We start from the raw sequence: 21,636 nt of genomic DNA on the forward strand, positions 1-21,636 counted from the left end.
TACTAATATAGTACTTAATTATTTAAATTAAAGGATGAAAAAACACTCACAATTAGGCGTATTTAAAAGTAAGGGTAGACTAAATAATGAACCTACTTCAAAATACAGATCACCATTTCAAAGAGATAGAGATCGAATAATTCACAGTGCGTCATTTAGAAGACTAAAACACAAAACTCAAGTTTTTGTAAATACTGAAGGTGATCATTTTAGAACAAGAATTACCCATTCAATTGAAGTTGCTCAAATTGCTAGATCTATAGCTAAATATCTTAATTTAAATGAGGACTTAACAGAAACATTAAGTCTAGCTCATGATTTAGGACACACACCTTTTGGACATGCTGGTGAAGATGCTCTAGATGAATGTATGGAAAATTATGGTGGATTTGATCATAATTTACAAACTTTAAGAATTGTTATGTTTTTAGAGAATAAATATTTCAAATTCAAAGGTCTTAATTTATCAATTGAAACTTTAGAAGGACTTTTAAAACATAATGGACCAGTTGAAGATACTGATTTAATGAACAAATTAATTGGACCTAAAACATTTAAAAGAAAAATCAATTTTAAAACATATCCTTCTTTGGAATCGCAAATTTCAGCAATATCAGATGATATTGCTTATAATAATCATGATATTCAGGATGGAATTAACGCTGATTTGTTTAAACTAGAGGAGCTCATTGAGATAGGTTTTTTTAAATCAATTTATCTTAAATATAAAAAAAAAATTAATAAAAATAATTATAAAATAGCAACTTATCAAATTATCAGAGACTCGATTGATTTAATGATTAGAGATCTATTAGCAAATACTCAAAAGAACTTGAAAGATCTTAAAATAAAATCATTTAAAGACATATCAAAGACCAATCAACAGATAGTTTGTTTTTCAGATAAAATTCATAGTTCAGAAAAAGAAATTAGATTATTTTTAAGAACCAAAATGTATGACAACAAACTTGTATTAAGAAAAAATCAAAGAGGAAAAATTATTATTAAGAAGTTATTTAGTGAAATTAAATTAAATCCAAGAAAATTTCTAACAAAAGATCAATTGACTAAAGATAAATTTAGAGCTATTTCAGATTTTATTTCAGGTATGACGGATCGTTATGCTATTAACCTATATAATAATTTAAAATGAATATTTTTGATCTATATTTAGATAAGATAAAGTCTGTAATAGTTGATTTAAATAATAAAGATGAACTTGTTATTCCAGAAACGTTCAATGGAATTAATGCAGAAATACCACCTTCTAAATTTGATTGCGATATTTCAACAAATGTTGGGATGGTTCTTTCAAAATTAAATAAGAAATCTCCATTAGACCTTGCTCTAAAAATATCTTCAATCCTAAAAGATAAGGACCCGCTTATTCAAACTATAGATGTTGTAAAGCCAGGTTTTATTAATATTAAATTTAAACCAATTTTTTGGTCAAATTTTATAGAAAATATTATCATTAATTCAAAAACATTTGGTATTAATGATAAAGAGCAAAAACTTAACTATTTAGTTGAGTTTGTTTCAGCAAACCCAACGGGGCCTTTACATGTCGGTCATTGTCGTGGTGCAATATTGGGTGATGTAATTTCTAATTTATTAACATTTAATAATCATAAAGTTACCAAAGAATATTATGTTAACGATTATGGAAATCAGATCATTAATTTTACCAAATCTGTTTTTGCTAGAATACGTGAAATAAAATTTAACGAAAAATTTCCAATTAATAATTCTGATCTTTATCCAGGAGATTATATAATAGATTTTGCAAATAATATTATTTTATCAAATAATAATTTGGATTTTGAAAATTATGATGAAGTCAGTGATAAATTAACAGAACTTTCGATTGAACAAGCCTTACTATTAATCAAAAAAAATCTTAAAAGTCTTGGTATTAAACATGATAATTTTGTTAGTGAGAAAAGTATTGTTATAAATAAAGAAGTTGAAACTGTAATTCAGTTTTTAGAAGATAATGATTTTGTATACAAAGGTAAAATTAAAGCACCAGCAGGGGATGATAAAAAAGATTGGATAGAAAGAGAACAATTGCTATTCAAATCAACAGATTTTGGTGATGATAAAGATAGAGCTTTACAAAAATCTGACGGCACCTGGACTTATTTTGCAAGTGATGTTGCATACCATAAGAATAAAGTAGATCGTAAATTTGATTATTTAATTAATATACTTGGTGCAGATCATGCCGGCTATATAAAAAGAATTTCTTCCTCAGTTGATGCATTATCTGGAACTAAAAAAAAATTAATTTGTAAAATTAGCCAGCTTGTAAAATTAATTAAAGACAAGAAGCCATTCAAGATGTCCAAAAGAAAAGGTGATTATATAACTGTTGATGATTTAATTGATGAAGTTGGAAAAGATGCAACTAGATTTATTATGTTAAATAGAAGTAGTGATGTTGAGCTAGATTTTGATTTTGATGCAGTCAAAGAAAAATCTAAAGATAACCCACTTTATTATGTGCAGTATTGTTATGCTAGAATTTCATCTGTCTTTAGGCATTTAGATAAAGATTTAGAAAAAGATATTAATATAGATAATTACAATTTCGAATATTCTGCTGATGAAATTAAAATTTTAAAGAAGATATCTGAATGGCCAAAATGTGTTGATGTGGCTAGTACAAAACTTGAACCTCATCGCATACCGATTTATTTATATGAACTTGCAGCTGAATTTCATTCTTATTGGAACTTAGGTAAACAGTTTCCTGAAAAAAGATTTATTAACGAACAAAAAAAAATTTCTGATAATAAGTTAATCTTCTTAAAAGCTATTGCAAATGTTATCAAATCAGGAATGAATATAGTTGGAGTTGCTTCGCCATCAAAAATGTAATGCTTAAAGAAATTAAATATTTAATATTTATAGTTATCATTTTACTGTTTGTTTTTTTAACCGGTAAGTATTATTTTTCAGATGAAAATATAAAAAATTCTTATAGGTCTTATCAAAATATTGATAAAAAAATTAAGATTTATTCCAAAAAATTACCATTATTAAAAAATGACACACAAAATGTAATTGAATATGTCAAACAAACAGACAAACAAAAGAAAAAAAAATTTAATTTTTGGAAACTTGTAGAAAATGATTAAAAAAAGGAGAGCCTTTGTAGTTGGTATTAAGTCACTTAAATTATCCAATAGTGAAAAATTTTTTTTAAATAAATATAAACCCTGGGGTGTAATATTATTTTTAAGAAATATTAAGACAATTAAACAAGCCAAAAATTTAACTGACAGTATAAGAAAAATTTTTAAAGACAAAAACTATCCAATATTAATTGATCAAGAAGGTGGCAGAGTTAACAGATTAAGTAATATCATTTCTTTTGATAATTTAACTTCTAAATATTTTGGTGATCTTTATGAGAAAGATAAAATGAAACTTAATATTATTTATAAATTATTTATTGATAATACTTCGCATTTATTAAAGTTGATTGGTGCAAATATTAATACAGTGCCTGTTTTAGATCTAAGAGTTAAAGGGTCTAGCAATGTGATTGGGGATCGATCCTTCTCTAGTAACGTTAACACCGTCTCTAAAATGGGTGATTTATGCATAAAGTTATTTAAAAACAATTCTATTGGAACAATAATTAAACATATACCCGGTCATGGCTTAGCTAAAGTAGATAGTCACAATTATACTCCTGTAGTGAATAAATCTATTAAATATCTTAAAAAATATGATTTTAGCACATTTAAAAAAAAAGATTCTCTCTTTGCTATGACTGGTCACGTTATTTACAAAAGTTTAGATAAAATTAATACTGCAACTCATTCATCAACGGTAATTCACTTTATAAGAAATAATATAGGTTTTAAAAATATTATAATTTCTGATGATCTATCAATGAAAAGTTTAAAGAACCAAATGAAACAAAATACAATCAAAACTTTTGAATCTGGATGCAATATAGCACTTCATTGTAATGGAAATATTAATGAAATGAAGATTGTTGCTGAAAATTCACCCTTGATAAGTAGCTTTATATTAAAAAAAACATCACAATTTTATAAAATTTTAAGTTAATATTTGATTATGTCTGACAATGATTCTGTTTTATTTAAAGTTGATATTAATAATTATAAAGGTCCTTTAGATGTGTTGCTAGATTTGGCAAAAGCTCAAAAAGTTGACTTAGAAGAAATATCAATAACTAAACTTGCAGATCAGTTTCATGATTATATTACTAATGAAAAAAATTTAAACCTAGAAATAGCGTCAGAATATTTACTAATGGCTACTTGGCTAGCCTATTTAAAATCTAAACTATTACTTCCTGGAACACCTGAGGAAGAATTTAAGGTTCAAGAAGTTGCAGATAAATTAAAATTACAACTTAAAAAATTGGAACTTATTAGATTACTTTCGGAACAAATGCTTAAAAGAAATCGACTGGGCAGAGAAATTAGAACACGTGGTATTAAAGGAAATATTAAATCTATTTATAGTTCAGAATATAATGTTAGTTTATTTGAACTTTTAAAAACCTATTCTTCAATAGTAATGACCAAAGATTTCCAAACCATGAGTATTCCAAAATTACCCGTATTCACTACTGAAGACGGTATTAAAACTATTAAAAAATTTCTTGGTAATTTAATGGATTGGAAAAATATAAATGATCTAATACCAAATAATTTTAAAAGTGGTTCAAAATACAAAAAAACTGGCAAAGCAGGAATATTTGCTGGATCTCTTGAATTAGTAAAAGAAGGAAATCTATCAATAAAACAAGACAATTTATTTGATGATATTTATGTAAGGGAAATCAATGAATAAAAAAGAAAAAGTAATCAAAGATAATATAGTAAAATTTCCATCTAAAATTACTGATCTTGAAAAAGAAATTGAAGCTGTAATTTTTGCAGCAGCTGAACCTCTTGATGTTGATACAATTGAAAGTAAAATTTCAAAGAAAGCAAATGTAGTTAAATCCTTGGAAAAATTACAATTAGAATATTCTAGCAGAGGTATAAATTTGGTTTGTATTAAAAATAAATGGTCTTTTAGAACATCACCTAAATTATCAACATTAATGACCCAAGAAAAAACTGTTGAAAAAAAATTATCTCGTGCAGCAATAGAAACTTTGGCTATCATTGTTTATCACCAACCTGTTACTAGGGCAGAAATAGAAGAAATACGTGGAGTTGCTTTTGGAACAAATACTTTGGAAATTTTAATGGAATTGGATTGGGTAAAGCCTGGTGGCCGCAAAGATGTACCAGGTAAACCAATTCAATATTTAACAACTGATGGTTTTTTAAGTCATTTTAATTTGCAGAAGTTATCAGATCTTCCAACAGTTGACGAGTTAGGTGCTGCTGGCTTAATTGATAGTTCCAGCGTTGACAATGCAATATTTGGTTCAAGTAAATTTTTTAGAGAAAAACAAGATGAAAAAAAAGAGGATATCTATTCTAATATTGATGAAATGCTGAGTAGTACTCTTAATGAAGATGAAAAAGATGCTTAAAAAAGTAACTTTAAAATCAATCATAAAAAGGTTATAAGTTTTTATGAGCATAGGAATTTGGCAAATAGCAATTGTTGTAATATTAGTTGTCTTATTATTTGGACGAGGAAAAATATCGAGTCTAATGGGTGATGTTGCTAAAGGCATAAAAAGTTTCAAAAAAGGAATGGCGTCAGATGTTACTGACGAAAGTGAGCCAAAGAACATTTCCGACGAAAATAAAGACTCAAATAATAAAGATTAAATTACATGCCTACAATTGGTTGGTTTGAAATTTTAATTGTTGTTGGTATAGCCATCATTGTGCTTGGGCCTAAAGATTTTCCTGTTATGTTAAAAAAAGCTGGTTCTTGGATTGGTACAGCCAAAAAATACATACATGATATTCAAAGTGAAGTTTCCAATATCGATATTGATGATGAAAAAACTAATGAAATAAAAAAAGATAACAAAAAAGATGAGTAATGAAGAAAATGAAGGTGGCTTTATAAGTCATTTAACTGAATTAAGAAAAAGACTAATTCATAGTTTTTTATTTTTATTTATTTTTTTTGTAGGATGTTATTTTTTTGCTGAAAATATATACGGTTTTTTAGTAGATCCATTTGCTAAAGCGGTAAAAGACGATGGATCTGAAAGAAGATTAATCTTTACAGCACTTCAAGAAACTTTTTTAACTTATCTAAAAGTTTCATTCTTCACAGCTTTTTTTGTAACCTGTCCATTTATTCTTATGCAAATATGGAAATTTATAGCACCTGGTTTATATAAGCATGAAAAAATTGCTATTATGCCTTACTTAATCTTAACTCCTATATTATTTCTGCTTGGAGGAATGCTAGTTTATTATCTGATTATGCCACTAGCCATTAAATTTTTCTTGTCATTTGAAAGTACTGGTCTTTCAACAAACTTGCCTATTCAACTTGAGGCAAAAGTTAATGAATATTTATCACTTGTTATGAAACTTATTTTTGCCTTTGGATTAAGTTTTCAACTACCTGTAGTGCTTAGCTTGTTAGCTAGAGTTGGAATTGTTGATAGTCAGTTTTTAAAAGATAGAAGAAAATATGTTGTTGTAATAATTTTTGCTGCAGCCGCCTTGTTAACTCCGCCTGATCCAATTACTCAAATTGGTTTAGCTATACCATTATTAATTTTATATGAATTATCAATATTTTCAGTAAAATTTATAGAGAACAAAAATTTAGAAAAAACTGATGCATAATATAAAAGAAATAAGAAAAGATTTTAATGTTTTTGCTAAATCCCTTGAGAAAAGAGCAATAAATATAGATTTTAAAAATTTACAAAAACTAGATGAGCAAAATAGAGAATTAATTCAAAAAAAAGAAGCGTTAGAAAAAGAAAAAAAAGATATTTCAAAATCTAAAGACGAAGCAATGTTTAAAAGATCAAAAGAAATTTCTTTAGATTTGGAAAAAATTTCCGAAAACCAAAAAAATGTAAAAAGTGAATTAGATAATATATTATCAAATATTCCTAATATACCTCACTCTGATGTGCCTAATGGTAAAGATGAAAATGACAATATAGAAATTTCTAAATCAGGTAAAATTCCCGATTTTGATTTTAAGCCTAAATCACACTATGTACTAGGTGAAAAATTAAATATGCTTGATTTTGACCTTGCTACTAAAACTACAGGATCAAGATTTGTTTTTGTAAAAAATAAATTAGCTTTATTGGAGAGAGCTTTATCAAATTTTATGCTTGATACTCATGTAAATCAAAATCAGTATCAAGAAATTTCTCCTCCTTTAATTGCATCGGATAATACTATGTTTGGAACTGGACAACTTCCAAAATTTGAAAATGATCAGTTTGAAATTAAGTTTGATGAAGGTTCTGATAGAAAATTTTTAATACCTACAGCAGAAGTTATACTAACAAATATAGTTAAAGATAAAATTGTAGATCGTAAAGATTTACCTATGAGATTTGTTGCATCAACACCTTGTTTTAGAAAAGAAGCCGGAAGTTATGGAAAAGATACCAAAGGAATGATTAGACAACATCAATTCTATAAAGTTGAAATGGTTAGTATTGTTGAAAAAGAAAATTGTATAGAAGAGTTAGAGAGAATGACAAACTGCGCTACTGATATATTAGATAAATTAGAATTACCCTATAGAAAAGTCATTTTATGCTCAGGGGATATGGGTTTTAGTGCTGAGAAAACTTATGACATTGAAGTTTGGCTACCCTCAGAAAATAAATATCGTGAAATTTCCTCTTGTTCATCATGTGCAACATTTCAAGGACTAAGAATGAAAACTAGATATAAAGCTGAAAATAAAGAAACTCATTTTGTTGGCACTCTTAATGGAAGTGGTCTTGCTGTTGGCAGAACATTAATTGCTGTTTTAGAAAATTATCAGCAAAAAGATGGATCTATTGTTGTACCAAAAGTTTTAAGACCTTATATGAACAATTTAGAAACTATTTCATTCAATTAAAGTTGTTTTCATTATTAAGATAGTATAATAATTCAGCTTATTTATAAGGAGATTTATGGAAGGTTCAGGAATAGGACAATTTATACCGTTAATTTTAATTTTTGTTATTTTTTATTTTTTCTTAATAAGACCTCAACAGAAAAAAGTTAAAGAGCACAAAGCAATGGTTGAAGGCTTAAAAAGAGGTGACAAGGTTATTACTTCTGGTGGTATCACTGGTACTGTTGAAAGATTAATTGATAACGATAAGATTGAAGTTGAAATTGCTGAAAATGTTAAAGTTGAAATTATTAAAGCAACAGGCGTTCAAGGTCTTTTAAACACTCAAGAAGTTAAGAAATAATCAGTTAAAGAAAAGTGCTTTATTTTTCAAAGTTAAGGATTTTATCTATAGCACTTTTTTCATCTCTATTCGTTTTAATTGCATTAACAAATTTATTCAAAATCGATGATGATTTTTTTGATAAAAAAATTAACTTAGGTTTAGACTTGCAAGGAGGATCATACCTTCTACTTGAAATTGACAACGCTCCAGTTATTGAGCAAAAACTTCAAAATTTAACTACGACTATTAGAAATTATTTTAAAGATCAAAATATTAAAATTAATAATATTAAAATTGAAGATGAAAAAATATTCTTCAATGTTGATGATCAAAGTAAACAAGTAGTTTTAGATACTTTTATGGATGAAAATAGTGATATAAATCCATACTATCCAAGATTTAAATCACACCAGTTAGAAATTGAAGATATGGGTTTAAATCTGAAAGTAAATTTTTCGACACAAGGTTTAATTTCTTTGAAAACCTCTTCCCAAGATCAGGCAATTGAAATTGTTAGAAGAAGAATTGACGAAGTTGGAACCAATGAACCAAATATTTTAAAGAGAGGAAATAATCGTATTCTAGTCGAGCTTCCTGGTTTAGATGATCCTATGAGGGTAAAATCTCTTTTAGGTAAAACTGCTAATTTAACTTTTAGATTTGTTACAAACAATGAAAACGATAGTTTTGGAGTTGAAAAATTAAAATATGAAGATGGATTAGATGAAGCAACTGTAAGTAAACGTATAATAATAAGTGGAGATAACCTTTTAGATGCACAGCCTCAAATGGATACACAAAATAACCAAACTGTAGTGTCTTTTTCTTTAGATAGAGTGGGCGCTAAAAGATTTGGTAAGGCTACATCTACGGGTATTGGTAAACAACTTGCTATAGTTCTAGATGGAAAAATTATAAGCGCACCGGTAATTAGAGACACTATTGCTAGTGGTTCTGGACAAATTAGTGGTGGATTTACATTTCAATCAGCAACGGATTTAGCATTATTGTTAAGATCAGGTGCATTACCTGCACCTTTGAACATTATTGAGGAAAGAACTGTAGGTCCTGATTTGGGTCAAGATTCTATAAATGCAGGCATGATTGCTTTAGCTATAGGTTTTCTTTTGGTTATAATTTTTATGTTCGTTAAATATAGAGTCTTTGGTCTTATCACCAATTTAACATTAATTATTAATTTATTTATTTTATTGGGAATATTAACTTTATTTGAAGCAACATTAACTCTACCAGGTATAGCAGGTATAATTTTAACCGTTGGTATGGCAGTTGATGCAAATGTTTTAATATTTGAAAGAATTAAAGAAGAACTTAAAGATGAAAAGAATAATATATTAGCTTTTGATAGCGGTTATATTAAATCAAGAACAGCAATAATCGATGCTAACATAACAACTTTATTAGCCGCAATTATACTTTTTTTTATGGGTTCTGGCCCAATAAAGGGATTTTCTGTTACACTTGGCATAGGAATTTTTACAACACTATTTTCTGTTTATTTCATCGCAAGATTATTCACTAGTATTTATGTGTCCAAAAATAGAAATAAGGAAAAGTTAATTTAATGATACCATTTAATAAATATTACAATCACTTTAATTTACTTTCAACAATACTAATTGTTTGTTCATTAATTTTATTAGTATTTAAGGGATTGAATTTTGGAATTGATTTTAAGGGTGGTACACTAATTGAATTAAGATCCTCAGATAACAAAATAAATGTTAGCTCACTAAGAGATAAATTCAGTCAAATGAGTCTTGGTGACGTATCTGTTAAAAAGTTTGGTAATGATAAGGATTATTTAATCAAATTTGAGAATAAAGATAATAAAAAAAATATAATTGAAGAAATTAAGGTTAATCTTGATAAATCATTTGGTAATAATTTTAATTTTAGAAGAGTTGAAAATGTTGGTCCAAAAGTAAGTGCAGAATTATTAAAATCTGGTGTAATAGCCATCTCATTATCTTTAGCAATAATGTTATTTTATATTTGGATTAGATTTGAATGGCAATTTAGTCTTGGTGCAATTCTAGCCTTATTTCATGATGTAATAGTTACTCTTGGTGTATTTTCATTATTTAGTTTAGAAATTAATTTATCTATTATTGCTGCTGTTTTAACAATAGTTGGGTACTCAATGAATGACACCGTTGTCATTTTTGATCGTGTTAGAGAAAATTTAAGAAAATACTCTGATATTAAAATTTTTGAACTAACCAATATTTCAATTAATGAAACTTTATCTAGAACAATAATTACTTCGGTCACAACATTACTAGCTTTATTAGCTATTTACTTTTTTGGGGGTGAAATTTTAAAAGGATTTTCTTTAGCAATGATTTTAGGTGTTGTTTTTGGTACTTATTCATCAATTTATATTGCTAATACTGTTTTAGTGAGACTTAGAGTTTCTCAAAAAACTGTTTTAAGAGAAGATGATCAAAAGTAAATCTGAGTATACTTTGATAATATTTTTCAATGAATAAAAAACTTTGGGAACCATCAAAAATTTTAAAAAAAAATTCAAATTTATTTAAATTTGAAAAATTTATATCCAGTAAATTTAATAAAAAATTTAACAGAAATTATGAAAAAATACATAATTGGTCAGTAAAAGATCCTGATAATTTTTGGAGCAGTGTTTGGGATTATTCCGAAGTAATTGGTCACAAAGATAAAATTCGCTATAAAAAAAATTCTAAATTTTATAAAAATATTTTTTTATCAAACTCAAAATTAAATTTTTCAGAAAATTTACTTTCAAAAAATAACAATAAAAAAGCAATAACTTTTATTAGTGAAAATGGATATCGCGAAACTAAAACTTGGAATGAATTAAATACAAACGTTAAGAAAATTTCTATTTTTTTACGAAAATTAAAGATTAAATCAAAGGATAGGGTAGTAGCCTACATGCCAAATATTTCTGAGACAGTTGAAGCATTTTTAGGAACTGTTGCTATAGGATCAATATGGTCTTCGTGTTCTCCCGATTTTGGTATTAATGGAGTAATTGAAAGATTTTCTCAAATAAAACCAAAAGTTTTATTTGTGACAAATGAATATTTTTATAATGGAAAAAGAATTAATGTTTTGGAAAGAATACCTGAGATTATTAAAAAAATACCATCTATCAAACATATAATTATTTCAAATTATCCAGGTCAAAATCATGTAAAAAAATTACCTAATTATAAAAAAATCAAAACATATAATTGGATAGATATAATTAAACAAGATAGTCAAAAATTAAGTTTTACAAAATTTGATTTTGAACATGAGTTAGCGATTTTATATTCTAGTGGAACTACGGGTAAACCCAAATGTATTTGCCATAAAACAGGTGGTGTACTTCTACAACATCTAAAAGAACATCAGCTTCATTGTGATATTAAAGAAAATGATAATGTTTTTTATTTTACGACTTGTGGATGGATGATGTGGAATTGGCTGGTATCCGTTTTAGCTTCGAAAGCTTCTATAGTCTTGTTTGATGGTTCTCCGATGTATAAAAAGGATGACTTACTTCTTAAAATAGCTAATAAGGAAAATATTACGTTACTAGGTATTAGCGCGAAATATATTGATACACTTCGAAAAATTAACAAAGATTATAAGAAATTATACAGATTACCTAAATTAAGAACTATTTGTTCAACAGGCTCCCCTTTATCGCAAGATAGTTTTGAATATGTATACAAAAATATAAAGAAAAATGTTCATTTAGCATCAATTTCAGGTGGAACCGATATTGTTTCATGTTTTGTTTTAGGAAATTTATATCAATCTGTTTATTCTGGTGAGATCCAAAATAAAGGACTGGGTATGGATGTACGTGTTTTTAACGAAAAAGGTAAATCTATTTATAACAAAAAAGGAGAACTTGTTTGTGCTAATCCTTTTCCTTCAATGCCTTTAAAATTTTGGAACGATAAAAATGATATAAAATTTAAAAAGGCATATTTTAGTAAATATAAAAATATTTGGCATCATGGAGATTACGCAAAAATTACGAATAAAAATGGATTTATAATTTTTGGTCGATCAGATACAACATTAAATCCTGGAGGAGTAAGACTTGGAACAGCTGAAATATATTCTGAGGTTGAAAAATTTAAAGAAATAAAAGAATCTTTAGTTGTTGGACAATCTTGGGATAATGATATTAGGATTATTCTATTTTTAATTCTAAATTCAAAATTTGAACTAAATGAAAACTTATTAAAAAAAATAAAACTACAGATAAGAAAAAATGCATCTCCCAGACATGTTCCCAGTAAAATAATTCAGGTAAATGATATTCCAAGAACTAAAAGTGGTAAAATTGTAGAACTAGCTGTTAAAAATATTATTGAGGGTAATAAGATTAAAAATAAAGAAGCTTTAGCAAATCCTGAATGCTTAAAAGAATTTAGAAATATAGAGGATTTAAGGTAATTAAAAAATTAATAAAGATTTTGAGCAATTACCATTGAAAGTAACATTGGTAATGAAAGTAGTGTATTAGTTCTTGAAAATAGCATGGCAGTTTTTGCAGATTTAGCTTTTAAATCTGGTTCACATTCAACAATTCCTAATGCTCTTTTTTGATTTGGCCAAATTACAAACCAAACATTAAAAGCCATAATTATTCCAAGCCACATTCCAATACCTATTGCCGTATATTTTGGTACTTCAGATCTAATACCTAAAAGTAAAGCATCATGACCATACCCATTTAAATGTGCTAAAATTAATCCAGATAATACTGTTAATGCGGCAGCCCATCTAAAATAGAAAAGAGCTGCAGGAGCAATGACTTTACCAATTGCTGGTTTTTGTTCATCAGGGATCTTGCCCATGTTTGGAATTTGTACAAAGTTAAAATACCAAAGTAAGCCAATCCACATAATTGCAACAGTCACATGAATATATCTGAATAACCAACTCCAAAACAATGTATCAAATGCAAAACCACCATTTAAATAAAATAGCGCAAAAAATAACAATATAGCTAATGCAAGTGATGCATGAATTGTTTTAGGTAGTGATGATAATAAATTGCTCATGATTCTTAATATTTATACACTAAATTATCAGAAATATTAACAACCTTTTATAATATTATCTTAGTAAAGGTTTTAAGAATTGACCCGTATAACTTTCGGGAACTTTACAAATTTCTTCGGGTTTTCCTTCTGCGATAATATTACCTCCTTTAACACCACCTTCAGGGCCCATATCGACGATATAATCAGCAGTTTTAATAACATCTAAATTGTGTTCAATAACCACAACAGTGTTACCAAGTTTAACAAATGTGTGCAGTATTTCTAATAATTTTTTAATATCATGTTGATGAAGACCTGTTGTCGGTTCATCTAAAATATACATTGTTCGACCTGTTGATCTTTTAGATAATTCTTTTGCAAGTTTTATTCTTTGAGCTTCACCTCCTGATAGAGTAGTTGCCTGTTGACCAATTTTTATATACCCCAAACCTACTTTTTTAAGAGTAAGTAATTTTGTTTTAATAGTTGATATATTTTCAAAATATTCACATCCTTCATCAACAGACATATCCAAAACATCAGCTATACTTTTTCCTTTAAATTTAATCTCTAGCGTTTCTCTATTGTATCTTGTGCCTTTGCACTCATCACATTGGATATACACGTCAGGTAAAAAATGCATCTCATAAGTTATAACACCATCGCCTTCACAAGCTTCACATCTTCCACCTTTAACATTAAAAGAAAATCTTCCAGGTTTATATCCTCTAGTTTTAGACTCAGGTAAACTAGTAAACCAATCTCTAATAGGACCAAAGGCACCAGTATAAGTTGCCGGATTTGATCTAGGTGTTCTACCAATGGGAGATTGGTCTATATCTATAATCTTATCAATTAATTCAACACCCTTATAACTCTTAAAGGCTTTTGGTGCTTTTCTAGCTTTATTATTAAGTGTTAAATTTAGAGCGTGATATAGAGTTTGTAAGATTAAAGTTGATTTACCACTACCTGATACCCCAGTGATACAAGTAAAACTTCCCGTTGGAATTTTTAAATTAACATTGTTTAGATTATTTCCTGTAGCTCCATTAATTTCTACAAATCGTCCATTTTTAGCTAATCTTCGAGTTTTAGGAATTTCAATTGATTTCTTATTCGATAGATATTGACCAGTAATACTATTTTTATCTTTTTTAATTTCATTATATGTTCCTTGAGAAGTTATTTGACCACCATTAGATCCAGCTTCAGGACCCATATCTATTATATGATCTGCATTTTCCATTGTTTCAGTATCGTGCTCTACAACAATAACTGTATTACCTAAATCTCTTAGTCTTTTTAAAGCATTAATAAGTTTAACATTGTCTTTTTGATGTAATCCTATAGAGGGCTCATCAAGCACATATAAAACACCCGTTAAACCAGAACCTATTTGTGATGCTAGTCTTATTCTTTGAGCTTCACCACCCGACAGTGTTCCTGACTCTCTGGATAATGTTAAATAATCTAGACCAACGTTAAGTAGAAAATTTAATCTTTCATTAATTTCTTTCAAAACATGCTCTGCAATTTTAAATTGTCTCTTATCTAAATTCTTTTCTAAATCTTTAAACCATTGTGAGGCATCAAGAATTGATTTTCTTGTAACTTCGCTAATATTGTTATTGTCAATTTTTACACATAGAGCCTCTTCTTTAAGCCTATCTCCATTACAACTTTCACAAGCAGAATCTGACTGATATTCAGCTATTGCTTCTCTTTTCCATTCACTATCAGATTCTAAAAATCTTCTTTCAAGATTATTTATTACTCCTTCAAATGTTTTTTTATGTGAATATTTTTCATAGCCATCATCATAATTAAATTTAATTTCCTCTTCATCTGATCCATATAAAATTATATCTTTTATTTTTTTTGGTAATTTTTTCCATTTATCATCAAGAGAAAATCCATAATGTTTAGCAATAGATGCTAAAGTTTGTGCATAATATAAAGTAGTAGATTTTGCCCATGGTTCGATTGCACCATCTGCAATACTTTTTCTTTCATCTGGAATGACTAAATTTGGATCAACATTTAATTTTATTCCAATACCCTCACATTCTTCACATGCACCATAGGGGCTGTTGAAAGAAAAAAGTCTTGGTTCTATTTCTTCAATAGTAAATCCACTTTCAGGACATGCAAATTTGGTTGAGTATATTAGTTTTTCAATTTTTCTAAATTTTTGAGGCAAAGTTTCATCTTCATATTCAACAAAAACTAAACCATTAGATAAATTGACCGCTGTCTCAATACTTTCAGCTAATCTATTCCCTAATTTTGAATTCAATACAATTCTATCTACAAGAACTGAAATATCATGCTTGAGTTTTTTATCTAAATTTGGAGATTTTTCGATGTCATATAAAACGTTATCAATTTTAATTTTTCTAAAACCTCTTCTTTTGTAACTTAAGATATCTTTTCTGTATTCACCTTTACGACCTCTGACTACAGGAGCATAAATATATATAGTGCTTTTTTTTGGTAATTTTTTAACTAAATCTACAATTTGAGTTATTGTTTGAGATGTTATCGGTTTACCAGTGAATGGAGAGTAGGGAATTCCTGCTCTAGCAAACAAAACTCTCATATAATCATAAATCTCTGTAACAGTTGCAACAGTTGATCTTGGATTTTTAGATGTGTTTTTTTGTTCGATAGCTATCGCTGGACTTAAACCTTCAATGAGATCAACATTTGGCTTTTTCATTTTATCCAAGAACTGTCTGGCATAAGCAGATAAACTTTCTACATATCTTCTTTGACCTTCTGCATATATTGTATCAAAAGCTAATGAAGATTTTCCTGACCCAGATAGACCAGTTATTACAACAAATTGATCTTTAGGGATTTCAATAGAAACATTCTTTAAATTATGTTCTTTAGCACCCTTAATAACTATCTTTTTGATCATATTTTTTGTTGCTTTGAGTTAATAAAATTAATAATGAGAAGAATTGTGATATAGTTCTTATTAATTAATTTAACAAATATTAAATATTATGGCTGGAAGTTTAAATAAAGTATTATTAATTGGTCGTTTGGGCGCAGACCCTGAGATCAAACAAATGGTTAACGGTAAAAGTGTTGCGAGACTAAGCTTAGCTACAAGCCAATCTTGGAAAGATAAAAATACTGGTGAAAAAAAAGAGAAAACAGAATGGCACCGTATAGTTGTATTTAATGAAGGACTAGTTAATGTTATTCAGCAATACTTAAAAAAAGGTGCTCAAATCTATGTTGAAGGTCAACTTACAACTAGAAAATGGAAAGATGAACAATCGGGCCAAGATAAGTATTCTACAGAAATTGTTCTTCAGGGATACAACACTACTTTAACAATGCTTGGTGGTGGAAATACTGGTGGTGGAATTCAAAATGACACAACTCAACAAAACAATATTGAGGACTCATCTCAAGTGTCAAACGATATGGATGACGAAATACCATTTTAGTACCTATGCAAAAAACTGAAGCCCCAAAAGATAATAATATTAAACTAATCTCAATGCATGATGAGATGAGCTCATCATATCTTTCATATGCAATGAGCGTAATTGTAAGTAGAGCGTTACCAGACATAAGAGATGGATTGAAACCTGTTCATAGAAGAATTTTATATGCAATGTATAAAGGTGGATACGATTGGTCAAAACAATTCAGAAAATCTGCAAGAATAGTAGGGGATGTAATTGGTAAATATCACCCTCATGGCGATCAATCAGTTTATGATGCTCTAGTTAGAATGGTTCAAGATTTTTCTATGAGCTTACCTTTAGTTCAAGGACAAGGTAACTTTGGATCAATTGACGGAGATCCTGCAGCTGCAATGAGATACACTGAAACAAGACTTTCAAAAGTTTCACAATTTCTAATTGATGATATTGAAAAAAATACGGTTTCTTACAAAAGTAATTATGATGAAACTGAAAAAGAACCAACAGTTTTGCCTGCACAATACCCAAATCTTTTAGTGAATGGAGCAGGTGGTATAGCGGTAGGTATGGCAACTAGTATTCCTCCACACAATTTAGGTGAAATAATAAATGGAACATTAGCTTTAATTGATAATAAAGATATTAAAGTTAAAGAATTAATGAAACATATTCCGGGACCAGATTTTCCAACTGGCGGAGTTATTATAGGTAAAGACATCATCAAACAAGGATACAATAATGGAAGAGGATCCTTTAAAATTAGAGGTGAGGTATCATCTGAAACTCTTAAAAATGGTAGAGACAGATTGGTAATTACATCAATTCCTTATCAGGTTAACAAATCAGTGTTAAATGAAAGAATTGCCCAACTTGTTAGAGAGAAAAAAATTGAAGGTATTAAAGATATAAGAGACGAATCTAATAGAGAGGGCATTAGAGTTGCGATTGATTTAAGAAACGGTGTTGAGCCTGAGACTATTAAAAGACAGCTTTACAAAAATACCCAAATTGAAAGTTCATTTGGGTTTAATACATTAGCTATTGTTGATGGAAAACCAAAGACTTGCAATCTAAAAGATTTTTTAACAAACTTTTTGTCTTTCAGAGAAGATGTTGTAATAAAAAAAACTAAATTTGATCTTCAGAAAGCAGAAGAAAGAGCACACATTTTATTAGGATTATCTGTATCAGTAGAGAATTTAGATAAAATTATAAAGATTATACGTTCTTCTAAAACCCCAGATGACGCTAAACAGTCTATATTAAAAACTAAGTGGAAAATAAACAAAACTCAAAAATTAATTTCTTTAGTTGAAGGTAAAAAAAATAAAAATGTTTACTCATTATCAGAGCCTCAAGTTGTAGCTATTTTAGAGTTAAGATTACAAAAATTAACAGCTCTTGGAATAAATGAAATTGAAGTTGAAATAAAAAAATTAGCTGAATTAATAGCTAAATACAAAAAAATTATATCTTCAAAAAAAGAACTTTTGAAGGTGATAAGTGAAGAGCTCACAAATATTAGAGAAAAATTTGCTGTTCCTCGAAGAACAAAAATTATAGATGCAGTATTAAATTATGACATAGAAGAAACTATTCAAAAACAATCAGTAATTATAACTGTTACTTTACAAGGATATATAAAAAGAGGTTCTTTAGATGGCGTGAAACAACAAAAAAGAGGTGGTAAAGGTAAATCTGGTATTACTACAAGAGATCAGGATTCTGTTGTTCAAACTCTTTCTGTAAACACACATACATCAGTTCTATTCTTTTCTACTGAAGGGCTAGTTTATAAAGTTAAAGCATGGAAAATTCCAGAAGGCTCTGCAACATCAAAAGGTAAATCATTATTTAATATTTTGCCATTAAAAAATCATCAATCTATTAGCTCAATAATGCCAATGCCAGAAAATGAAACTGACTCTAAAAATTATCAAATAATTTTTGCTACAGCTCAAGGTAAAGTTAGAAAAAATAGTTTGGAAGATTTTTCATCAATCAATGCTTCTGGTAAAATTGCAATGAAATTAGATAATAATGATAAAATTGTAGGTGTTAAAATTTGTGAAGATAATCAAGATGTTATTTTAAGTACAAAATTTGGTAAATGCATAAGATTTGAGACAAAAAAATTAAGAGTTTTTAAGGGAAGATCATCAAAAGGAATTAAAGGAATAGAGTTGGCTTCAAATGATCAAATTGTATCATTGTCTGTAATAGATAACGATAAAACAAAAAAAAGTAGTAAAAAAACTAAAGATGAAAAGTCTGAAATTAAAGCAAAAGAAAAATTTGTTTTATCTATAAGTGAAAACGGATATGGGAAGAAAACTTCTCATACAGATTATAGAGTAACCAATAGAGGTGGAAAAGGAATAATTGGTATTGTTAATTCACCAAGAAATGGAAATATAACATCGTCATTTCCAGTTTTTGAGGGTGATGAAATACTTATTTCAACAAACAAAGGCAGGGTTATAAGGGTAGCTGTTAAAGAAATAAGAACTGCTGGTAGAAATACTCAAGGAGTAAGAATTATAAAATTATCAGGCGAGGAAAAAGTAGTATCAGCAATTAAAATTGCTGACAATTTGATCTAATGAACAAAATAGCTATTTACCCGGGCACATTTGATCCAATTACTTATGGTCATATTGATGTTATTAAAAAAGCCCTAAAGTTATTTGACAACATTGTAGTTGGAGTATCTGATGTAAGTAATAAGAATTATTTATTTAACTCAGAAGAACGTATTAATATTGTTAATAAAGCATTATTTAAAGATTTAAAATTAAATAAAAAAAAAGTTTCTGTAGTTTCGTTTAGCTCTCTAACAACAGATCTTTGTAAGAAATATAAATCTAACATTATTTTAAGAGGCTTAAGAGCAGTATCCGATTTTGAATATGAGTTCCAATTAGCGGGCATGAATAGAAAGCTTAATAATAATATTGAAACAATTTTTTTGATGTCTGATGTTGAAAATCAAATAATATCTTCTCGTTTTGTAAAAGAAATAGTTAAATTGAATGGTGATATAAGAAAATTTACTACCAAAAGTACAATTAAATCTTTAAAAGACAAATATGAGTAGAATTTTAACAAATATATTTATTTTATTTTTTTTATTTATTAATCAATTAATAGCACAGGAGAACATAATGATTTTAAAATTAAAAGACGGTGATGTAAAAATCGAGTTATTTGAAGACGTGGCGCCTAATCATGTAAAAAGAATTAAAGAATTAGCTGATAGTGGACAATATGACAATGTTGTATTCCATAGAGTTATAGATGGATTTATGGCTCAAACTGGTGATGTTAAATTTGGCAATTCTGGATCTGGTGATTTTGATTTACGAAGAGCTGGAATGGGTGGATCTGATTTGCCAGATTTAAAACAAGAATTTAGTAGTGTTCCACATGAAAGAGGTACTTTATCTATGGCAAGATCATCTGATCCTGATAGTGCAAATAGTCAATTTTTCATATGTTTTAAGCCTTCATCTTTTCTTGATAGACAGTACACTGTATTTGGTAAAGTTTTAGAAGGCATGGAATTCGTTGACAAAATCAAAAGAGGAGATGAAGGTAACAACGGCTCAGTATCAGATCCAGATAAGATTATCAGTTTTAAATCTCAATAATTTCTTTAAATGGCATTAAAAAATTTTGCCTTTAAAGTTTTAAAAAAAGATAAGTTTGCAAGGTGTGGTTTAATTGAAACTCACAGGGGTAGTATTAATACACCAGCATTCATGCCAGTTGGTACTCAAGCAACTGTAAAGGCATGTACCATTGATGATATTAAAAAAACTGGTTCAGAGATCATTTTATCAAACACATATCATTTAATGATCAGACCAGGTGTAGAAAGAGTTCAATCTGCTGGAGGTCTTCATAATTTTATGAATTGTGACTTACCAATACTTACTGACTCAGGTGGTTTTCAAGTGATGTCTTTATCCAAACTTAATAAAATTGATAGAGAGAAGGGTGCAATTTTTAATTCACATGTTGATGGAAAAAAATTTTTTTTAAGTCCTGAAGAAAGTATAAGAATTCAATTAGGACTCAACTCAGATATTGTTATGATAATGGATGAATGTCCACGTAAATCAAGTGACTATGATTTGATAAAAAAATCAATGGATTTGTCTTTATATTGGGCGGAAAGATCAAAAAAAGCTTTTGGTAAAAATCCACATAAAGCTCTATTTGGAATTGTTCAAGGTGGATTATTTAAAGATCTTAGAGTTAAATCTTTAACTGAATTGATTAAAATTGGATTTGATGGGTATGCAATGGGTGGATTGGCTGTAGGGGAATCACAAAATGAAATGTTTAATGTTTTAGATAATATAAAAGAACATATGCCAGATGAAAAACCTCATTATTTAATGGGTGTTGGGACACCATCAGACATTATTGGTGCTGTTAAAAGAGGTATTGATATGTTTGACTGTGTTTTACCTACACGATCAGGAAGAACTGGATTAGCTTTTACATGGAATGGACGAATAAATATAAAGAACAATAAATATCAAACTGATAACAGTCCACTAGATCCTGATTGTAATAACCTTAATCTTAACAAGTATTCAAAAAATTATTTGAATCATTTATTTAATACTAATGAGATTTTAGCTTCTATGCTCTTAACTCTTCATAATATAAATTTTTATCAAGAATTAATGTCAGCAATTAGAAAGAATATATCTGAAGGTACATTTGATCAATTTCATGACAAATACATTGATAAGTTGTAGAAGATAAACAATTTTTA

General features: G+C 28.2%; 21 protein-coding genes. 19 read left to right on the forward strand and 2 right to left on the reverse strand.

Annotation, left to right across the window (positions count from 1 at the left end; all coding sequences use genetic code 11):
* Positions 1 to 34: 34 nt before the first annotated feature.
* From AC5SLZ_RS02785 to AC5SLZ_RS02850, 14 genes are read left to right on the forward strand one after another with little or no spacing between them, the layout of a single operon-like run.
* Complete coding sequence (locus AC5SLZ_RS02785) at positions 35 to 1,153, forward strand: deoxyguanosinetriphosphate triphosphohydrolase (RefSeq protein WP_494616086.1); 1,119 nt, start codon at positions 35 to 37, stop codon at positions 1,151 to 1,153.
* Positions 1,150 to 2,883, forward strand: a complete 1,734-nt coding sequence (gene argS, locus AC5SLZ_RS02790; RefSeq protein WP_494616088.1) for an arginine--tRNA ligase — start codon at positions 1,150 to 1,152, stop codon at positions 2,881 to 2,883. Before AC5SLZ_RS02785 ends, argS begins: the two co-directional genes overlap by 4 nt.
* Complete coding sequence (locus tag AC5SLZ_RS02795; protein ID WP_028037017.1) at positions 2,883 to 3,143, forward strand: hypothetical protein; 261 nt, start codon at positions 2,883 to 2,885, stop codon at positions 3,141 to 3,143. The genes argS and AC5SLZ_RS02795 overlap by 1 nt, the downstream gene beginning before the upstream one ends.
* The gene (locus AC5SLZ_RS02800) at positions 3,136 to 4,086 is read left to right on the forward strand and encodes a glycoside hydrolase family 3 N-terminal domain-containing protein (RefSeq protein WP_494616089.1); all 951 of its coding nucleotides are present in this window, start codon (positions 3,136 to 3,138) and stop codon (positions 4,084 to 4,086) included. Before AC5SLZ_RS02795 ends, AC5SLZ_RS02800 begins: the two co-directional genes overlap by 8 nt.
* Positions 4,087 to 4,095: 9 nt before the next feature.
* Positions 4,096 to 4,839, forward strand: a complete 744-nt coding sequence (locus AC5SLZ_RS02805; RefSeq protein ID WP_028037015.1) for a segregation and condensation protein A — start codon at positions 4,096 to 4,098, stop codon at positions 4,837 to 4,839.
* Positions 4,832 to 5,536, forward strand: a complete 705-nt coding sequence (gene scpB / locus AC5SLZ_RS02810) for an SMC-Scp complex subunit ScpB (RefSeq protein WP_028037014.1) — start codon at positions 4,832 to 4,834, stop codon at positions 5,534 to 5,536. Before AC5SLZ_RS02805 ends, scpB begins: the two co-directional genes overlap by 8 nt.
* A gap of 43 nt (positions 5,537 to 5,579) precedes the next feature.
* The gene (tatA, locus tag AC5SLZ_RS02815) at positions 5,580 to 5,780 is read left to right on the forward strand and encodes a twin-arginine translocase TatA/TatE family subunit (RefSeq protein ID WP_028037013.1); all 201 of its coding nucleotides are present in this window, start codon (positions 5,580 to 5,582) and stop codon (positions 5,778 to 5,780) included.
* Positions 5,781 to 5,785: 5 nt separating this feature from the next.
* Positions 5,786 to 6,001 carry a Sec-independent protein translocase protein TatB gene (gene tatB, locus AC5SLZ_RS02820; protein ID WP_028037012.1) on the forward strand — a complete coding sequence of 72 codons (216 nt, stop codon included), beginning with the start codon at positions 5,786 to 5,788 and terminating at the stop codon, positions 5,999 to 6,001.
* The gene (gene tatC, locus AC5SLZ_RS02825; protein ID WP_494616092.1) at positions 5,994 to 6,764 is read left to right on the forward strand and encodes a twin-arginine translocase subunit TatC; all 771 of its coding nucleotides are present in this window, start codon (positions 5,994 to 5,996) and stop codon (positions 6,762 to 6,764) included. The genes tatB and tatC overlap by 8 nt, the downstream gene beginning before the upstream one ends.
* Positions 6,757 to 8,016 (forward strand): serine--tRNA ligase, encoded by a 1,260-nt coding sequence (gene serS, locus AC5SLZ_RS02830; RefSeq protein WP_494616093.1) that lies wholly within the window; start codon positions 6,757 to 6,759, stop codon positions 8,014 to 8,016. The genes tatC and serS overlap by 8 nt, the downstream gene beginning before the upstream one ends.
* Positions 8,017 to 8,071: 55 nt before the next feature.
* The gene (yajC, locus tag AC5SLZ_RS02835) at positions 8,072 to 8,359 is read left to right on the forward strand and encodes a preprotein translocase subunit YajC (protein WP_494616094.1); all 288 of its coding nucleotides are present in this window, start codon (positions 8,072 to 8,074) and stop codon (positions 8,357 to 8,359) included.
* Positions 8,360 to 8,373: 14 nt separating this feature from the next.
* Positions 8,374 to 9,927 (forward strand): protein translocase subunit SecD, encoded by a 1,554-nt coding sequence (gene secD, locus AC5SLZ_RS02840; RefSeq protein ID WP_494616096.1) that lies wholly within the window; start codon positions 8,374 to 8,376, stop codon positions 9,925 to 9,927.
* Positions 9,927 to 10,817 carry a protein translocase subunit SecF gene (gene secF, locus AC5SLZ_RS02845; RefSeq protein ID WP_494616097.1) on the forward strand — a complete coding sequence of 297 codons (891 nt, stop codon included), beginning with the start codon at positions 9,927 to 9,929 and terminating at the stop codon, positions 10,815 to 10,817. The genes secD and secF overlap by 1 nt, the downstream gene beginning before the upstream one ends.
* Positions 10,818 to 10,846: 29 nt before the next feature.
* Positions 10,847 to 12,805, forward strand: coding sequence for an acetoacetate--CoA ligase (locus AC5SLZ_RS02850; RefSeq protein WP_494616099.1), 1,959 nt, complete (start codon positions 10,847 to 10,849; stop codon positions 12,803 to 12,805).
* Positions 12,806 to 12,813: 8 nt separating this feature from the next.
* Here AC5SLZ_RS02850 and AC5SLZ_RS02855 read toward each other — a convergent pair whose 3' ends face one another.
* Both AC5SLZ_RS02855 and uvrA read right to left on the reverse strand, forming a co-directional pair.
* Positions 12,814 to 13,416, reverse strand: a complete 603-nt coding sequence (locus AC5SLZ_RS02855) for a urate hydroxylase PuuD (RefSeq protein ID WP_494616100.1) — start codon at positions 13,414 to 13,416, stop codon at positions 12,814 to 12,816.
* Positions 13,417 to 13,471: 55 nt separating this feature from the next.
* Complete coding sequence (gene uvrA / locus AC5SLZ_RS02860) at positions 13,472 to 16,324, reverse strand: excinuclease ABC subunit UvrA (RefSeq protein WP_494616102.1); 2,853 nt, start codon at positions 16,322 to 16,324, stop codon at positions 13,472 to 13,474.
* 88 nt (positions 16,325 to 16,412) lie between these two features.
* Between uvrA and ssb the strand changes: the two genes are divergently transcribed.
* The 5 genes from ssb to tgt are packed head-to-tail and all read left to right on the forward strand — an operon-like array spanning position 16,413 to position 21,619.
* A complete protein-coding gene (gene ssb / locus AC5SLZ_RS02865; protein WP_023648543.1) occupies positions 16,413 to 16,865 on the forward strand; it encodes a single-stranded DNA-binding protein in 453 nt (150 codons plus the stop codon).
* A gap of 5 nt (positions 16,866 to 16,870) precedes the next feature.
* Positions 16,871 to 19,450 (forward strand): DNA gyrase subunit A, encoded by a 2,580-nt coding sequence (gene gyrA, locus AC5SLZ_RS02870; RefSeq protein ID WP_494616104.1) that lies wholly within the window; start codon positions 16,871 to 16,873, stop codon positions 19,448 to 19,450.
* Entirely contained in the window at positions 19,450 to 19,944 is a 495-nt protein-coding gene (gene coaD, locus AC5SLZ_RS02875; protein ID WP_494616105.1) for a pantetheine-phosphate adenylyltransferase, read from the forward strand. Before gyrA ends, coaD begins: the two co-directional genes overlap by 1 nt.
* Positions 19,937 to 20,497, forward strand: coding sequence for a peptidylprolyl isomerase (locus AC5SLZ_RS02880; protein ID WP_494616107.1), 561 nt, complete (start codon positions 19,937 to 19,939; stop codon positions 20,495 to 20,497). Before coaD ends, AC5SLZ_RS02880 begins: the two co-directional genes overlap by 8 nt.
* Positions 20,498 to 20,506: 9 nt before the next feature.
* On the forward strand, positions 20,507 to 21,619 hold the full coding sequence (gene tgt / locus AC5SLZ_RS02885) for a tRNA guanosine(34) transglycosylase Tgt (RefSeq protein ID WP_028037000.1): 1,113 nt from the start codon (positions 20,507 to 20,509) through the stop codon (positions 21,617 to 21,619).
* Positions 21,620 to 21,636 lie beyond the last annotated feature (17 nt).

Source organism: Candidatus Pelagibacter sp. PS_06 (assembly GCF_059418045.1).

Bases quoted from the DNA above. Each gene is read 5' to 3' on its own strand.
- tatA (WP_028037013.1), top strand. From the start codon at position 5,580: ATGAGCATAGGAATTTGGCAAATAGCAATTGTTGTAATATTAGTTGTC.
- AC5SLZ_RS02880 (WP_494616107.1), top strand. From the start codon at position 19,937: ATGAGTAGAATTTTAACAAATATATTTATTTTATTTTTTTTATTTATT.
- gyrA (WP_494616104.1), top strand. From the start codon at position 16,871: ATGCAAAAAACTGAAGCCCCAAAAGATAATAATATTAAACTAATCTCA.
- scpB (WP_028037014.1), top strand. From the start codon at position 4,832: ATGAATAAAAAAGAAAAAGTAATCAAAGATAATATAGTAAAATTTCCA.
- argS (WP_494616088.1), top strand. From the start codon at position 1,150: ATGAATATTTTTGATCTATATTTAGATAAGATAAAGTCTGTAATAGTT.
- tatC (WP_494616092.1), top strand. From the start codon at position 5,994: ATGAGTAATGAAGAAAATGAAGGTGGCTTTATAAGTCATTTAACTGAA.
- AC5SLZ_RS02850 (WP_494616099.1), top strand. From the start codon at position 10,847: ATGAATAAAAAACTTTGGGAACCATCAAAAATTTTAAAAAAAAATTCA.
- tgt (WP_028037000.1), top strand. From the start codon at position 20,507: ATGGCATTAAAAAATTTTGCCTTTAAAGTTTTAAAAAAAGATAAGTTT.
- AC5SLZ_RS02800 (WP_494616089.1), top strand. From the start codon at position 3,136: ATGATTAAAAAAAGGAGAGCCTTTGTAGTTGGTATTAAGTCACTTAAA.
- AC5SLZ_RS02855 (WP_494616100.1), bottom strand. From the start codon at position 13,416: ATGAGCAATTTATTATCATCACTACCTAAAACAATTCATGCATCACTT.
- AC5SLZ_RS02805 (WP_028037015.1), top strand. From the start codon at position 4,096: ATGTCTGACAATGATTCTGTTTTATTTAAAGTTGATATTAATAATTAT.
- secF (WP_494616097.1), top strand. From the start codon at position 9,927: ATGATACCATTTAATAAATATTACAATCACTTTAATTTACTTTCAACA.
- yajC (WP_494616094.1), top strand. From the start codon at position 8,072: ATGGAAGGTTCAGGAATAGGACAATTTATACCGTTAATTTTAATTTTT.
- serS (WP_494616093.1), top strand. From the start codon at position 6,757: ATGCATAATATAAAAGAAATAAGAAAAGATTTTAATGTTTTTGCTAAA.
- ssb (WP_023648543.1), top strand. From the start codon at position 16,413: ATGGCTGGAAGTTTAAATAAAGTATTATTAATTGGTCGTTTGGGCGCA.
- AC5SLZ_RS02785 (WP_494616086.1), top strand. From the start codon at position 35: ATGAAAAAACACTCACAATTAGGCGTATTTAAAAGTAAGGGTAGACTA.
- uvrA (WP_494616102.1), bottom strand. From the start codon at position 16,324: ATGATCAAAAAGATAGTTATTAAGGGTGCTAAAGAACATAATTTAAAG.
- tatB (WP_028037012.1), top strand. From the start codon at position 5,786: ATGCCTACAATTGGTTGGTTTGAAATTTTAATTGTTGTTGGTATAGCC.
- coaD (WP_494616105.1), top strand. From the start codon at position 19,450: ATGAACAAAATAGCTATTTACCCGGGCACATTTGATCCAATTACTTAT.
- AC5SLZ_RS02795 (WP_028037017.1), top strand. From the start codon at position 2,883: ATGCTTAAAGAAATTAAATATTTAATATTTATAGTTATCATTTTACTG.